At 52.9% G+C, this 16,138-nt stretch carries 13 protein-coding genes; 4 read left to right on the forward strand and 9 right to left on the reverse strand.

Annotated features, from left to right (window positions below):
- Position 1 precedes the first annotated feature (1 nt).
- From EHW56_RS14155 to csrD, 8 genes are all read right to left on the reverse strand, one after another.
- Positions 2 to 3,838 carry a YhdP family protein gene (locus tag EHW56_RS14155; protein WP_172970057.1) on the reverse strand — a complete coding sequence of 1,279 codons (3,837 nt, stop codon included), beginning with the start codon at positions 3,836 to 3,838 and terminating at the stop codon, positions 2 to 4.
- Positions 3,839 to 3,862: 24 nt separating this feature from the next.
- Positions 3,863 to 5,332, reverse strand: coding sequence for a ribonuclease G (gene rng, locus EHW56_RS14160; protein WP_046073890.1), 1,470 nt, complete (start codon positions 5,330 to 5,332; stop codon positions 3,863 to 3,865).
- Positions 5,333 to 5,379: 47 nt separating this feature from the next.
- Positions 5,380 to 5,946 (reverse strand): nucleoside triphosphate pyrophosphatase, encoded by a 567-nt coding sequence (locus tag EHW56_RS14165; RefSeq protein ID WP_046073889.1) that lies wholly within the window; start codon positions 5,944 to 5,946, stop codon positions 5,380 to 5,382.
- 23 nt (positions 5,947 to 5,969) lie between these two features.
- Positions 5,970 to 6,458 carry a rod shape-determining protein MreD gene (gene mreD, locus EHW56_RS14170; protein WP_046073888.1) on the reverse strand — a complete coding sequence of 163 codons (489 nt, stop codon included), beginning with the start codon at positions 6,456 to 6,458 and terminating at the stop codon, positions 5,970 to 5,972.
- Entirely contained in the window at positions 6,458 to 7,387 is a 930-nt protein-coding gene (gene mreC, locus EHW56_RS14175; protein ID WP_077606033.1) for a rod shape-determining protein MreC, read from the reverse strand. The genes mreD and mreC overlap by 1 nt, the downstream gene beginning before the upstream one ends.
- Before the next feature lie 33 nt (positions 7,388 to 7,420).
- Complete coding sequence (locus EHW56_RS14180) at positions 7,421 to 8,464, reverse strand: rod shape-determining protein (protein ID WP_046073887.1); 1,044 nt, start codon at positions 8,462 to 8,464, stop codon at positions 7,421 to 7,423.
- Between the two features lie 173 nt (positions 8,465 to 8,637).
- Positions 8,638 to 9,132 (reverse strand): hypothetical protein, encoded by a 495-nt coding sequence (locus EHW56_RS14185; RefSeq protein WP_152796951.1) that lies wholly within the window; start codon positions 9,130 to 9,132, stop codon positions 8,638 to 8,640.
- Positions 9,129 to 11,108 (reverse strand): RNase E specificity factor CsrD, encoded by a 1,980-nt coding sequence (gene csrD / locus EHW56_RS14190; RefSeq protein WP_046073885.1) that lies wholly within the window; start codon positions 11,106 to 11,108, stop codon positions 9,129 to 9,131. Before csrD ends, EHW56_RS14185 begins: the two co-directional genes overlap by 4 nt.
- Positions 11,109 to 11,228: 120 nt before the next feature.
- On the opposite strand from csrD, the gene EHW56_RS14195 reads away from it, so the two are divergent.
- Both EHW56_RS14195 and EHW56_RS14200 read left to right on the forward strand, forming a co-directional pair.
- Positions 11,229 to 12,116 (forward strand): LysR family transcriptional regulator, encoded by an 888-nt coding sequence (locus EHW56_RS14195; protein WP_046073884.1) that lies wholly within the window; start codon positions 11,229 to 11,231, stop codon positions 12,114 to 12,116.
- 145 nt (positions 12,117 to 12,261) lie between these two features.
- Positions 12,262 to 13,422 carry an alpha-hydroxy acid oxidase gene (locus tag EHW56_RS14200; protein WP_152796953.1) on the forward strand — a complete coding sequence of 387 codons (1,161 nt, stop codon included), beginning with the start codon at positions 12,262 to 12,264 and terminating at the stop codon, positions 13,420 to 13,422.
- Between the two features lie 105 nt (positions 13,423 to 13,527).
- On the opposite strand, the gene EHW56_RS14205 is transcribed toward EHW56_RS14200, so the two are convergent.
- Complete coding sequence (locus EHW56_RS14205; protein ID WP_152796955.1) at positions 13,528 to 14,085, reverse strand: single-stranded DNA-binding protein; 558 nt, start codon at positions 14,083 to 14,085, stop codon at positions 13,528 to 13,530.
- A gap of 283 nt (positions 14,086 to 14,368) precedes the next feature.
- Here EHW56_RS14205 and EHW56_RS14210 point away from each other — a divergent pair, with 283 nt between their 5' ends.
- Both EHW56_RS14210 and EHW56_RS14215 read left to right on the forward strand, forming a co-directional pair.
- Positions 14,369 to 15,076: a LuxR C-terminal-related transcriptional regulator gene (locus tag EHW56_RS14210; RefSeq protein WP_077606031.1), complete on the forward strand. Its 708-nt coding sequence runs from the start codon at positions 14,369 to 14,371 to the stop codon at positions 15,074 to 15,076.
- A gap of 62 nt (positions 15,077 to 15,138) precedes the next feature.
- Complete coding sequence (locus EHW56_RS14215) at positions 15,139 to 16,104, forward strand: DHH family phosphoesterase (protein WP_152800036.1); 966 nt, start codon at positions 15,139 to 15,141, stop codon at positions 16,102 to 16,104.
- Positions 16,105 to 16,138: the final 34 nt, after the last annotated feature.

The following is a 16,138-nucleotide window of genomic DNA, read 5'->3' on the forward strand; positions in this document are numbered from 1 at the left end:
CTCACTCCTTGGCGTTTTCTGCTTGTTGGCGCAATCGTTCCGTCGCGTCGGCCGGCAATGCGAGTGCCTCTTTATCACGCGACACTTCCCTGATATCGGGCGTCCCTATCGGGCCGCTTACTTGATAACGGACTTGGGTGAAAACGTCCACCACGGGTGAAATGGCGGTGGTGACCGCTAACACATACAGCGCCGTCTGCGGCGTGACCGCAAACGCGCTCAGTACTGGGATCCCAGAGGTAATATCCGGCGTAAACCGAACATCGGCGTTGACGCGATTGGTCACCAAATTGGCAATCCCTTTAATAACCATATCACCGGCAATCCCATCCATGCGGATATTATCCGTCACAACCACGCCATTTGTGATCACAGCCCGTCCGGTAATGTCATCAAAGGCCAAACCATCTTCAAATACGCCCGAGAAATCGAGCTGGATTTTACGTAAGATAGAATCAAGGCTGAACAGCCCCAACAGTTTACCGGCGCCCCCCACTCCGCTTAAATAGCCGTCTTTTACATCCGAGCGAATGTCACCATTAAGGCTGGCAATATCGACCTGCCAAGGCAGGCCGGCGTAATCTAACGAGGCTTGAGTCGAAAAGCTGGCGTCTTGGATCCCACCACTGATGCCAAACCGTCCCATGAGATCTGACGTACTCTCCCCGCCTAACGCGAGGGTCAATGCGGTTTGATTGTGGCCTTGCTCGTCAATTAGCCAATGGCCGCTGATGGACGCGTGGTTTTTCCCACTCTCCAGCGTCAGAGAAGACAGGTCGACCTGAGAGGCTTTCTTATCAAGTACCGCCTCAATGCGTCCGAGCCGATACCCTTGTAACCACAGATCCTCAATCACCAAGTGTGTCGGCGGAATGGCGGCAAGCAAGGCTTTATCTTCCGGGGTCGCCCGTGTATCCACAGGTTCAAAAAGGGGGGTATCCGTCGGTTGCTCGTCGTCGGTCAACTGGCGATTGATATGCCAATGGTCAATCTCAACATTCAAGCGCCCTTGTGTCGGCCACATGGCTTGCCCGCTAAGCTCACGACTGCCCATTAACACATCCCAGCCATCGGCTTTGTGTCGCGCGGCTAAAGACACATCATGAAACGCTAAAGGGTCGGCACTGACAGAATCAACCTTGGCATTAATACGCTGAGGCATGGGTAAAGCAGGGTATTGTCCGCTTCCGCTCGGCCAAGATTGACGGGCTTGCTCCCAGACGTTTTTCCAAGCCGCGAGATCGAGTTGTTCAAGCTTTAGATCAAAACGATGATCACGCGTTGCCAATAGCCGGGTCCCTGGCTCTCCAATCTGCCATTGACTCGCTGTAAACTGCGGGCGCTGACCTTGGGTATCAATCCGTGCGTGATAGCTCACTTTGGGCAGGACCACGCGCCCCGTCAAGCCTTCACTGTTTCCCGTCGCCTCGATACGCGCCTGCCCTTTTTGCCAGCGTGGCTTGTTAAGCGGGGCTGGCAACGTCGACTGCAGCGGCGTGGTATCAACATCCACACCGAGCCGATAATCAAAACTGGTGTCATTTAAGGTTAAATCGAGCCCCGCCTGCCAACGTGCACCGCCCGCCAGATAGGGGTCAAGTGGCAACGAAAGCGTGTCCAGCAATGGCACTACATCCCAATCAGCGTCGAGATCTAAATCAAGCTGATACCCGGCCTCCACCGTTTCTCCGCTAAAGCCAAGACTGATCGGCTGCCCTAACCACTGCGCCTGCATCGATCGGGTAGTCAGGGTATCGTCACTAAAAGCCAGCTCGCCGGACAGGTTATCCAGTTGCATATCGGGTGCCTGAATCGATACCTGGTTGCCGGTAAAGCGAACCCTCCCCTCGGCATGAGGTTGCTCACCATTGAGCGGGATATCGAGTCCTAGGTCAGCGTTGACAAGCCCATCGACTTGCACATGGGTCAAGGCCGCTCCCACCGTATCGACCAAAGGCGTCGCCAGCATGTATTGACGGACAGCCGATCCGGTTGCCGCCAATGACGCGTTAATATCGAGGTAACTGTCCGGCTGGGTCATATCGGCAATCTCAGCCTGCACTTGGCGACTGACGGCGTCGCCCAAACGAACATGATCACCTTCAATCGCTAAGCGCGCATTTTCAAACAGTAAACGGGCGTCGAGCTCCGTCAACGTCGGCCAAGCAGTGTTAAAGCTAAATGCCCCGCCGCGAAGTGGCACCATGGCTTGGAAAATACCGCTGTGATCTGAGTAAGGGAAAGCGTCGAGGGCTCCAAACCAAAGAATTTCACTGTCTTTGGCTCGTCCGGCTTGAATGGCGCGAGAAAGGTAATCGGTTAAGGAGTCTGGCAATGCTCGGGTGGGGAGATAGCGCCATGTCTGTCCAGCATCAGATACGTCAGCCTGCACGTATAACGCCAAAAAAGGCGCGCCTTTTGAGGGAATATCCAGACGAAATGCGCCTGAGCCTTGCACGTCTGCCCCGCGCACCTTGGCCTTATCACTCCATACACTCAGGCCACGATCCGTTTGCTGCCAATTCAGGGTTAAACTGCCGTGCTCAAGCGGGAGCGGTGCTTGAAAAAAGTCCCCGTACGGCAGAGGTTGTGCCCCCAGCGCTAGCTCAGCTTGGCCTTGTCGGCCTTGCCCAGAAATCGTCGCGCTCAAGCCTTTGAACGCCGGCAGGTAGCCCCAGCGCTTGGCTGAGACCGCTTCGAGCTTGGCTTGATAACGTAACGGGGCGTCGGGTGCTTTACTCAACGCTAAGGAGCGGATCTGACCTGATGGGGACAACGCGGCCGCCACACTGTGCTGTTGCGCCGATTGACTGGCAAGCCCAAGCAAAGGCCGTAAAGAGGCAATATCGACGTCGGCCGCATTGAGACGCCAGTTGTCTAATGCCCCCTGCCAAGAAAGCTGTGACATCGCCGCTTGCGTGGTCGTGCCGGTTTGTACCCATAGTCCATCCGTGTCGAGGCGCCATGTCTGTTCATCCAAGGCCTGCAACTGAACATGGCTATCTTTTATCGCCCATTGCTTCGCTTGACGCTCATCCTCTTGCCACGCTAACGCGAAATGATCAATCGACAACAGTCCGTTGTCGACACGCCCCTGCTCCACCCTGACCCAGGCTTTTGCATCTAAACGCGCGGTGTTGATGGTGGCGGATGGCGTGAGCTGTTGGGTCAGCCAAGGGGCAATATCCATCGCCTCACTGGCCAAATAAAAATCTCCCGTTAACGTACTCAAGCCGTCGGTTTCGCGGAAGGCAGCATTAACACGCACCTTTTCCAGTTGCGTGCCTTGCATGCCAAGCCTGGCTTGTACCTGGTGCTCACCTTGGTTATTGCGCCAAAACAAGTCACTGATCACCAGCGTCTGCGTTTCCAGCGAAGGAGTGACCAGGATCACCTTGGCATTGGGGATCGAAAATTGCCCTAACCGCGCCAGGAATAAGTCTTCTAGCCGCTCGCGTACGCCCGCTTGGGTATTTTTATCTGGTAGCTGACCGGTATCAAACACCAAGCCGTCGAGTGTGACATGGGAGAATACCGGCTGACGCCGAATGAGGGTGGCAGAGACATCCAGTTGCAAACTGATTGCGCGAGCGGTTAACAGCGGGGGGCCGTTGTCGCTGGTGGCGAGCGCGACGTTTTCGAGTCGCAGTGACGGCGTCAGATTGCGCCACTGGCCCGCAATACCATCCAGTTGTGCGCTAAAGCCGGTTTGCGCCGATACCCACTGCCGGAGCGGCGCTTGCAAGATCTCCATATTGGGCAATAGAAAGCGCAAACCGCCGACTAGTAGGGCGGTTATCACTATCACACTGATCACGCTGACCGTAAGCCAGCGCATACCCCTTATCACCCAGGTCATGGATTACATCATTACTACGTCAAACTGTTCTTGCGTGTATAACGGCTCGGATTTCACTTTCACTTGCTTACCGATAAACACTTCTAACTCCGCCACAAGGTGCGAGTCTTCCTCTGCCAATGCCTCAATCACCGCAGGGGCCGCGTACACCACAAATTTATCCGCTTCATAAATGCGGTTAACGCGAGTAATTTCACGTAGCACTTCATAGCAGACGGTTTCCACGGTTTTAACCGACCCTCGCCCATCACAGGTTGGACAGCCACCACACAGTACATGTTCAATACTTTCTCGCGTGCGTTTGCGTGTCATTTCCACCAGCCCTAGCTGAGTGAAACCATTGATGTTGGTTTTCACTCTGTCTTGGCTGAGCGCTTGCTCGAGAGAGTGCAACACGCGACGCCGGTGCTCATCCGTGCTCATATCGATAAAATCGATAATGATGATCCCACCGAGGTTTCTCAGCCGTAATTGGCGAGCAATCGCGCGTGTGGCCTCAATATTGGTATTAAAGATAGTCTCATCCAGATTCCGCCGCCCAACAAACGCGCCTGTATTGATGTCAATGGTGGTCATCGCCTCGGTCTGATCGATAATCAGGTAGCCGCCAGACTTGAGCTGGACTTTGCGCTCCAACGAGCGTTGGATTTCATTTTCGGTATCATACATATCGAAAATCGGCACCTGACCGTCGTAATACACCAGCTTGTCGGCCAGCTCCGGCACAAACTCAGAGGTGAACTCTTGGAGCTTTTCATAGGCTTGCTTGGAGTCAACCCGAATTAAATCCAGCTCGGTACCCACAAAGTCACGCACGATGCGCTGTGCCAGTGCCAGCTCACCATACAGCATGGATTTGGCTGGATAACGCGTGCGGCGCTCTAACACCTTATTCCACAAACGCTTTAAAAAGGCAGCATCTTGCGCCATTTCATTGTCTGTTGCCCCTTCAGCGGCGGTACGGATAATAAAGCCACCGAGCTCGTCGCAATAATCACTGACAATGCTTTTGAGACGTTTACGCTCGTCTTCACTTTCAATGCGTTGTGATACCCCAACATGGGCCGCACCTGGCATGAAGACCAGATAACGCGAAGGCAAGGTAATATCGGTGGTAAGGCGCGCGCCCTTGGTGCCCAGCGGGTCTTTGACCACTTGCACCACAATATCTTGCCCTTGGCGAACCAGCTCGGAGATATCGCGCACTTGGAATTGTTGCTTCTCATTTTCCGACACACACTCGGTATGGGGAACAATATCTGAGGCATGTAAAAACGCGGCCTTCTCTAGGCCAATATCGACAAAGGCTGCCTGCATGCCAGGCAACACACGACTGACTTTGCCTTTGTAGATATTGCCTACAATACCGCGTTTGGCTTCTCGCTCGATATGGATCTCTTGGAGGTTCCCCCCCTCAATCATCGCCACCCTGGTTTCGCTGGGGGTGACGTTTATTAGCAGTTCCGCACTCATGGTTTCCCCGAATCTCTCAAAAGTGGGGTCTAGCGACAGATGTGCGCTCAGACCGAAAATTGTTTGAGCAGCTGCTCGGTTTCATACAGTGGCAAACCAACCACGGCGTGATAGCTTCCATCAATCCGGGTGACAAATTTACCGCCCAGCCCTTGAATCGCATAGGCGCCAGCCTTATCGACTGGCTCGCCCGATTGCCAATAAGCCTCAATCTGTTCGTCACTTAGCGTACAAAACCACACCTTGGTGGTCACCACAGTGGTGATCTGCTTCATGGCATTGGCGACAGTGACCGCTGTCATCACTTGGTGTTCGCGCCCTGACAGTTGCTTAAGCATTCGGATCGCCTCCGCTTTATCATGAGGCTTTTCGAGGACCTGTTCACCGTCAACCACAATGGTATCAGCACCGAGCACTGGGGTATGGCCACCGGTTTGCACAACCCCTGCCCGTGCCTTGTCTTGCGATAAGCGAGACACGTAAGCATAAGGCGACTCACCGGCCTGTTGTTGCTCCTCCACATCGACCACGACACGGGAGAAATTCACGCCCATCTCGGTGAGCAGTTCATGACGCCGAGGCGACCCCGAGGCCAGATATAAATCAAAGCTCATGATACCTCTTTACGATTAGTGCGTTAGCGAATGGCAAAGCGACGGCGTAAACGGCGCAATAATAGGAAGATCCAAGGCCAGAGTATAAAGTTAAGCACACCCGCCCAAAGCTGCTCTGGATTAAACTGTACGTTAGACACCAAGTACTCCGCCCAGAACTCGATCAATTTTCCCGCCAAGGTCAGCAATGCCAATAAGAGTGCCTGCTGCCAATACGACATGTTGCGTAACAATTGAAAGTTCAGCGCGACGATGTAAACCAAAATCGCCATCATCAAGCCACGCACCCCAAGGGTCGAGCCCAACATCAAATCCCATAAAAGGCCGAGTACTAACGCGGTACCGACATTAACCCTGTGGGGCAATGCCAGCACCCAATAAAACGTCACCAGCAATACCCAAGAAGGACGAAAGGGTGCAAGCTCCCCCGGCCAGGGCGCGGCTTGCAAAATCAGCGCTATGATAAAAGAGAGCCAAATTACAAACTGGCCGCGAAATGTCACATTTGCCATTACGGCGATTCTCCCTCACCATCTGGAGATGGCGCTGTATCAGGTGATGGTGCGGTGTCTGATGGCGGCTGCGCGACAGGTTGATCCGGGCGTGCATTCTCGCCCTTTTCAGGTGTTGGCCACACCAAAAGCAGATAACGCAGGCGATCAAACTTCACTGCTGTGGTGGCTCGCACTTGGGCAAATGGGCGCTTATTATCAAACGAAAACTCCGTCACCGTACCAACCGGGTAGCCTTCAGGAAAGACACCGCCCAGTCCCGAGGTAACTAACTTGTCACCCACCTTGATATCCGTGCTGCTAGGAATATTGTCTAAACCAATGTAGTGGGTCGACCCGCGCCCAGAGGCAATTACCCGTATATCATTACGCATGACCTGAACCGGGATCGCATGGGTGGGATCGGTCAGCAGCAGAACGCGGCTATTGTGGGCGCCCACATACGCAATTTGGCCAACCACCCCGTGCTCGTTGATTACCGGTTGCCCTTCATAAACCCCATTGGTCCGCCCTTTATCTAGCATGACTTGATGTTTATAAGGGTCCGAGTCAACGGCCATGACTTCAGCCACCATTTTGCGTTCGTCACGAATAAACGATGAGCCCAGTAGCTCGCGTAGGCGCTGATTTTCGCGCTCTGTCTGCGCTAAAAGAAGCTGGTCACTTTCCAGTTGTAACACCTGTTTTCGCAATGCGCGGTTCTCTGCAACTAAACGTTGATGAGAGCGAAACTGCATCACCAGTTCATCTAAGGTGTCGCGCGGGACGTTGGACGCATACTGTAGCGGTGCCACCAGCGTGTTTAGGAAATAACGCACTCCTGCGAACGCATCAAGACGACTATCAGCCAGCATAAGGCTGACTGATAGTAAAAGAGCGAAAAACAGGCGCAGTTGCAGAGAGGGTCCTCTGCCAAACATAGGTTTCATAATGAAAACGACCTGTTTGTAGGCGCAGTCACGTTAATCTTCGCTAAAAAGATCACCGCCGTGCATATCGATCATTTCTAGCGCTTTACCTCCGCCACGTGCGACACAAGTCAGCGGATCTTCGGCAACGACGACTGGAATGCCGGTTTCTTCGGTAAGCAAACGGTCAAGATCGCGCAGCAGCGCACCACCACCGGTGATCACCATGCCACGCTCAGAAATATCAGACGCCAGCTCTGGTGGGCATTGCTCTAGTGCCACCATCACCGCAGAGACAATCCCAGTTAGGGGCTCTTGCAGCGCTTCTAGGATCTCATTGGAATTAAGCGTGAAGCTACGCGGCACCCCTTCAGCAAGGTTACGACCACGTACCTCAATTTCACGCACTTCATCGCCTGGGTAAGCGGAGCCGATTTCATGCTTGATGCGCTCTGCGGTGGCTTCACCAATCAAGCTGCCATAATTTCGGCGAACATAGTTGATAATCGATTCATCGAAACGGTCACCACCAATACGTACCGACGATGAATACACCACGCCATTAAGCGAAATGACCGCCACTTCTGTGGTACCACCGCCGATATCGATCACCATCGAACCAGTTGCTTCTGATACCGGCAAGCCTGCGCCAATCGCCGCTGCCATGGGCTCATCAATCAAATAGACTTCACGTGCACCGGCACCTAATGCCGACTCACGGATGGCTCGGCGTTCAACTTGGGTTGAGCCACAAGGTACGGCCACCAAGACGCGCGGGCTTGGACGCATGTAGCTGTGATCGTGCACCGATTTAATAAAGTGCTGCAGCATTTTTTCGGTGACGTAGAAATCAGCAATCACACCGTCTTTCATTGGACGAATCGCGGCAATGTTCCCCGGTGTTCGACCCAGCATCTGCTTCGCATCATGACCCACAGCAGCCACACTCTTGGGAGAGCCTGCACGGTCTTGGCGAATAGCGACAACAGACGGCTCATCCAGAACAATGCCCTGTTCTTTTACGTAAATCAGTGTATTGGCGGTTCCCAAGTCAATGGATAGATCGTTGGAAAACATCCCGCGAAGTTTCTTAAACATGATGGTCGATTAATCCTGCAAGCTATGAAATCAGACAAATTGAGCTAAATGTATCAACGCGCAAGGTAAGCGGCAAGATACGGTGCTGTAAACCTGAATGAGATCTGTGTTTTTTTTCAATGCGCTGTCATTTTGATGGTTTTTCCATCAAAAACGCATTATTCCTTTTATCTTTATCGGGTCGGTGATTGGCATGACTGATGAATCACCAACTGCGTCGATGCCTTCGTTGACGCCGTTGCTTCGCGATAGGTCAAATAACAGGCCGTCGCGGGCTGATCGTGAAACAGCCAAATAAAATCGACGCGATCTTGCTCCGGATAGCGCCGAATACGCCACCGTGTTGCATCCTGCAGCGTTGTCACTAACTTGGGTAAAGCGCTGATCGCAGGATAACCATAAGCGATATCGATCTGCGTGCCATTAACACTCAGTGATTGTGTGGCTTGGCGGCTTATTTCATGTTTTGTGGCTAACGCGTGGGTGTGCGCCATGACGGTTTCGATGCCGCTTTTTAACCCTTTGAGTGCTGACACATTGGCATCCGCCTCATAATCGTAGAACTTTGGGATCGCAATCACCACCAGCACCGACAAAATACTGACCAGTAATAACGCTTCTAGCCACCCACGTCCCGATTGATGCGATAGCTTGATGGCTTGACTCATCGCTTCCCCCATCGGCGGCGTTTTTTCTGTGCTGGGTGCGGAGACATTTCCGCCCCAAGCAGCCGCCCTTGTCCGCCCGCGACACCCAGTTCTTTAACCACTGACCATTCCTCATTGGTTTCCACGCCTACCGCCAGTACCTCGGTGGTGGTAGCCTCACAAGCACCTAACACGCTGCGCAAATACAGCTGGTTCTCTGGCCGTTGGTGGATATTGCGCACCAAACTACGATGAAGCTTAATATAAGCGGGTTGAATATCTTTAACATAGTGAGTGCTTACTATCGTTCTACCTGCTTGGTCAACAACTAGACGGCACCCTAACGCGGCAATCATTCGTAAGCAAGGCCGCGCCGCATCAAAGTGTGAAACCAAAGCACCTTCAGACACTTCCACCAGTAAGCGATTCAATGTACTTCTTGGCGTTTGTAACAACATATCGCGCAACCACACCACAAACTCACGTTGACAAAGTGAGTACGCACTTACATTGACGGCGTAGTTATCGATGTAGTCACGCGTTTTTAGCCACCACAGCGCGCGACCCACGGTCGCCTTGTCAAACGCCACGTCCATGCCAACCCATTCTACCCCTGGCCAAAAGCGCGAGGCCTTAAGCACCTTGCCTTTTTCGTCCTTAATTCGGCCTAAAAGTTCATAATGAAGGCGGGTTTTGCCATCTCGCGCAAACACCGGTTGGCGATAAAGCATTGGCCCTTCTCCCGCCATCACCGACTCGAGTAAGGTGCGCCAACGTACACTACCACGTTTATCCAGTTGGCTTAGTTGTTTGTCGAACTGTGACCAACCATTCTGGCCGGTTAGCGCCGCCGCTTTAAGTGCACGTTCGGCTTCATCCATTAGTCGCCCACGTCGCTCACTGGCGCCAAATGAGGTCATCCCAAGGTGGAACCAATTATCTTGATCCAACGCCTCGGGTGGCGCGAGTTTATCTAACGCATTGGTGATTTGCGCTAAAAAGGGATGCACTTCTTCTCCCGCTTGGTTGACCAGCAAAATGGCAAAGTCCGAGGCAAAATAACGTGCCAACACGGCATCCGGAAAACGCTGAATCGCATTCGACAGAACATTGCCAATCGCTTGAATCAATTGATCGGCGGCTTCTTGCCCGTGCTGCGCCACCAGATCTTCCCATTCCGCCACCCTCACTAGGATCACACTGCCTTGGCTGGCATCATCACTAGCTAGTGTGTGCAAGCGATTATCAAACATCACTCGATTCGCGGCGCCGGTGAGTTGGTCTAAGAAGGTGTTGGTGCGAATAAAGGTGTCAAAACGACTACGCTCTTGGCGCGCTTCTTTAAGCTCTTCGATCAGTTGCGTTAACGCCGCGCTTGCCGGGATCGGCCACTCGCGGCTATCACCTTGCTGCGCATCATCGAGTCGCCCCGCTAAGATCAGTCGGCCACGCTGCTCAAGCACCTCACTGCCATACAGCTGACGCCGGAGCCAACGGATCCCCCATGTGAGCCCCAAGACAATCACCAAAATCGCCGCCGATAAGGAGGACAATGGACCAATGGAATAGGCAAACTCCGCATACGGCGGCACAAAGGTCAGTTTGACCGCAAACCCTGGGTTGCTATCGAGCGGTATATCACGAGAGATTACCTGTTGATTGGTCACCGCCTGGTATTGAATTTGCTCATATTGATACAAGATCCCAGCGTCCGAGTAGATAGTGAGGGACGTCACGTCACTGGCTTTAAGCATCTTGGGGAGCCAGCGCGAAAAGTATTGATTATCACGCTGGTCACTGGCCATCTCTTGATCAATCACCTCAACCATGCCGTCAACATAATGCGAGATGAAATCAATCCCCAATTGGCGGAAGCTGATCGCACCGCCGATAAACAACACAAAAATGGCGCACACCACAATAAGCGTGACAAATGCAACGAGTCGGTTGGTCAGCTTCATACCGCTGACTTTGATCGCACTGGCTGTTCTATCCATGATTCTCTGCTGACTTGGGTCGCCTTCGGGGGCTAGTAGCCGCTATTATCAGGCTTGGTTATCATAATGTGAATGCCTAGACCACGAATCGGTGGCTGTCTTTTTACGCAACGAGGACTCATGGACTGGATTACCTGTACACAAAGCTTTATCTGCGTGGTGGATCATGGCTCGTTGGCCCAAGCGGCCACCAAGCTACACACCTCAAGCTCTGCCCTGTCAAAACGCCTAAGCTGGCTAGAACGCCAACTGGGGGTTCAATTGCTCAAACGCACTACACGCAGTTTGTCGATGACAGATGCGGGTGATCTCTTCTACCACCGCGCCAAGACGTGGGTCGATGACTGGCAACAATTAGTCAGTGAGACCACCTCCACCTTTGGTGAGGTCAGTGGTGTATTGCGTATCGGTGCGCCATTGGTGACAGGGAACCGCTTTCTGGTCAACTTTATTGCTGAGTTTCTTGAGATTTATCCGAAAATCAAAGTCGAACTCACCACCCTCACCCCTGGCCAGCTGCCGGATCTGAATCTGGACGTGGTAATCAGTCGTGAACTCGAGTACTTTAACTCCGCCAGCTACATCGCCGCCAAATTATTTGATTTTCAACCTGGCTTTTTTGCTGCCCCTGCCTACCTCGAGCGCCATCCGCCCATCACCACGCCAGCGCAACTTACCCAACATAATATTTTGCTTTACGGTAATTCGCATCAGCCTCAAGAGCGGGTGTTTGAAGATGGCACCCGCTTACAATTGTCCGGTAATTTTGTCTCACCCAACCCTGAAGCCTTGGTCAGTGCCGCGGTGATTGGCATGGGGATCATTTTAGGGGGCGCCGGGACGGTGCAAAAAGAAATCGACCAAGGCTTATTGGTCCCGGTGCTACCAGCCCTTAAGCAACCACGATTATCGGCCTACGCCTACTACCCTAAGCTGGAATACAACCACACCAAAACCAAATTATTTATCGATTTTATTAAACAGAAAGTTAAAGATTTGTACGTTTAGTGTGCAGGTAAAGCAAGAGGTAACGCCAACTATCATCGGGGCTTAGCCGATTTTGGAAAAAGTATTTTATCTTTTATCTATATATCGATAACAATCACTGCGCTAGGGTGAGACAAGACACTCACCTCAACAACGTGCAATATTCATGGCCTATTATAATCCTAAGTACCCTGATACCCCCTCGCTTAAACGTGCAGCAAAACGGCGTATCCCAGCCTTCGCCTTTGATTATCTTTGCGGCGGTTGTCACGATGAAATTGGCGTGGCGCACAATGCCGGGGCGTTTGAACACGTAAAACTGCAGTCTGACTTGCTTGCGCCTACCCCAGAGATCGACTTATCCGTCGAGCTATTTGGCCAACGCTATGCCGCGCCTTTTGGCGTCGCCCCCGTCGGACTTCAAGGGTTAATGTGGCCCAAGGCGCCGGAAATTTTGGCAAAAGCGGCCTATCAAGCAAAGCTTCCTTATGTGCTCAGCACCGTATCCTCAGCGAGTCTTGAGACCATCGCCGAGATCTCTGAGGGAACGGCGTGGTATCAACTCTATAACCCAACGGATGCCAAGATCCGTAAAGATCTCATGGGCCGCATTAAAGGTGCAGGGTATAAAGTGCTGGTCGTCACTGTGGATGTGCCGACCTTCGGTTATCGCCCGCGCGATATAAAAAATGGCTTGGCGATGCCGCCGAAAATGAACCTACGCAATATCGTGCAAATGATGCAGTGTCCGGCATGGAGCTGGCAGACGTTACTGGCTGGCGTGCCTGAGATGCAAACCCTCAAGCCTTACATGCCAAAAAACATGCCCACCAGCGAACTGGCGAACTTTATGAACAATACGGTGATGGGCGCCGTCGACTTCGACAGCCTCAAGGTGATCCGCGATAACTGGGACGGCCCCTTGGTATTAAAAGGCTTGGTCAACCCAGACGATGTCAAACAAGCGGTTGCGCTCGGTGCCGACGCAGTGGTCTTATCCAACCATGGGGGACGTCAGTTAGATGTTGGCGAGTCGCCACTGGATACCATTCAAACCATCAAGCGCTTATATGGTGACAAGATTAAACTGCTGATGGACAGTGGCGTACAAAGCGGCGGGAATGTAGCCCAAGCGATGGCCATGGGCGCCGACTTCACCCTGCTGGGCCGCACTTTTGTCTATGCCTGTGGCGCGTTGGGCCATCATGGGGGGGAACACGCGATAGATATGCTCACCCAACAAATGACCCAAGTAATGGGCCAGTTAAAATGCCCAACGCCGGCGCAATTGCCGCACTTTTTAAAAGCGGGCCCTGGTGTCGCCTAACCCAGCCCGTTCAGTCACCGACCACGCCAAAAAGCAAAAAGCCCCAACAGGGGCTTTTTCGTTTCAACCACGTTGGCGTTGACTCGCCACTTAACGCAGTCCGTTTTAGAACGGAATATCGTCGTCAAAATCAGGCAGATCGTTGTATTGCTGCTGAGGTTGCGACTGTGGCTGTGGTGCCGACTGCTGCTGCGGTGGCTGTTGGTTAAAGTTTTGCTGTGGTTGTTGAGGCTGCTGAGGCTGCTGAGGCTGTCCCCATCCACCTTGCTGCTGCGGTGACTGCTGCATGGGCTGACCTTGGCTCTGACCACCACGGCCACCCAGCATTTGCATGCTGCCACTAAACGGTTGTACCGCGACTTCCGTGGTATAACGGTCTTGCCCGTTTTGGTCTTGCCACTTGCGTGTCTGCAGTTGACCTTCGATATACACCTGAGAGCCTTTGCGCAGATACTCACCCGCGACTTCGGCCGTTTTACCGAACAGCACAACACGGTGCCACTCTGTTTTCTCACGCATCTCACCGGTGTTTTTATCACGCCATGACTCTGAGGTCGCGAGGCTGAGGTTCGCCACCGCACCGCCGTTGGGGAGGTAACGGATTTCCGGATCGTTGCCCAAATTACCAATCAAGATGACTTTGTTTATGCCACGGCTGGCCATAGGTGACTCCCACTGTTCTTGGTTGCGCGCGAAACGATTTCGCAAACTGGATAAATAAGGAGGAAGTCTAGCACGAGCACCCCAGAGGTTCGAAGCTTTTCCACGCGATCTGTTTCCATATTCTGCAGTTAAAGCGTCAGCACAATGGGTTATCACTCGCAGCGTATACCTTAAAGATAAAAATGGTTTAGACTGATGGAAAGCTTGCCCAGCCTTGACGTCGGTGATCACCCCACTGACGTCACACGGATACGCATGTTGAGTCATCATCAGTAGGATGCTTATGAACCAGGCCGAAACCACCTCAGATAGTTACACACTGCTTCTTATTTCTCAGCCCAGCATGTCTGTGTCTGCACTGATGACATGCTTAGAAAAAGCAATTCATAGCGAGGTTGAGCTCGTGACGCCCGATGCGATCACTGACAAGCTCACCGCACGACCCGGTTTGGTGTTGGTAGACTTAAACGCCTTTGATGACATTGCCACCGAGCAGCTAAAACAATCGCTGATCCCCTTTGCCGACCAACATGTCTTTGCGCTGCTCAATGCACATGACTTAAGTGCCAAAGAACTCGCCAGCTGGCCATTTATCAAAGGGGTCTTTAAAAAAGAAGATGAGATCCGCCACCTATGTTATGGCATCGAAAAAATGTTCTCTGGCGAGTACTGGCTCCCCCGTCACAAAATGGCCGCGTTAATTCACTATTATCAGCAGCACCACCAACAAGCGATCGATGAGCAGGCCATTGTCCTGACCAACCGCGAGCAACAAATCCTGCGCCACCTTGTCACGGGCGCCTCTAACCAAGACATTGCCCGTGCATTGGACGTCAGTGAGCATACCGTTAAGTCGCACCTTTATAACGTGTTTAAGAAAATCAATGTTAAAAACCGAGTACAAGCCGTGTTTTGGGCGAAAAACAACTTGTCCCTAATTGGCTCGACGGGGCTTGAGGCCTATCCTGGCACCGACGACGATCACCGCTAGTTGGGTCAAGCTCACCCATCAAGGTAGGATGTCACGTTACTCAGTTAAAAAGGAATCACAGGATGGGATTTGATGTCTTTAACGGGGATGCCGATGGGCTTACCGCGCTGGTGCAATGGCGCTTAGCGCACCCACAAGTCACCACGTTAATTACTGGGGTTAAACGCGATATTGCTCTGTTAAAGCAAGTGCCCACAGGCCCCGAGCAGGTCACAGTACTCGACATTTCTATGGCGAAGAACCAAGGCGCACTCGCGAGATTACTCGCGGCTGGCACGCACGTGTTCTATGCCGATCACCATCAAAGTGGTCCCATCCCAGATTCGCCTTTGTTAGACGCACATATTCATACCAGTGCTAACACCTGTACCGCGCTTATTATCGATAAACTTCTCGGTGGGCAGTATCGAGAATGGGCGTTAGTTGGCGCGTATGGCGATAATCTGGATCGCACTGCAAATGCCCTTGCTCGACAGTCGGGTATTGACGAGCAAACGCGCGCGCGGCTGGCACAGCTCGGCCACTATCTCAACTACAACAGCTATGGCGCGAGCTTGGATGACCTCATTATGCCCCCCGCGGTGTTATATCGTCACCTGTGTGGCTTTTCGACCCCCGATGCTTTTATGCGCGCTTATCCGGACATCGTGATGGCGCTGGCTGACGCGTATCAAAGTGACCGGGCGCATGCGCAAACCCTAACCCCGGCGCTAGGCAATGAAAAAGCACAGGTGTATCAGCTTCCCGATGCCGCTTGGGCACGCCGAATAAGTGGCATGTTTGGCAACCAATTAGCCAACCGCCATCCTGATAGAGCCCATGCCGTGCTCACGCCGATGCCAGGAGGAGAATGGATGGTCAGTATTCGTGCCCCGTTAAATCGGCCTACTGGGGCGGCGCAGTTGGCCGAGCAATTCACGACAGGCGGTGGCCGCGCCGCGGCGGCGGGAATTAATGCCCTCCCACCGGCGTCCTTATCGACCTTTACCGATGCATTTATGGCGTATTTTTCCACCCATGCGGACTAAGCAACGCGGGGACGGTCACGCTATCTGGCCGCGT

It is taken from the genome of Salinivibrio sp. VGrn1 (assembly GCF_009377995.1).
GTDB lineage: Bacteria > Pseudomonadota > Gammaproteobacteria > Enterobacterales > Vibrionaceae > Salinivibrio > Salinivibrio siamensis.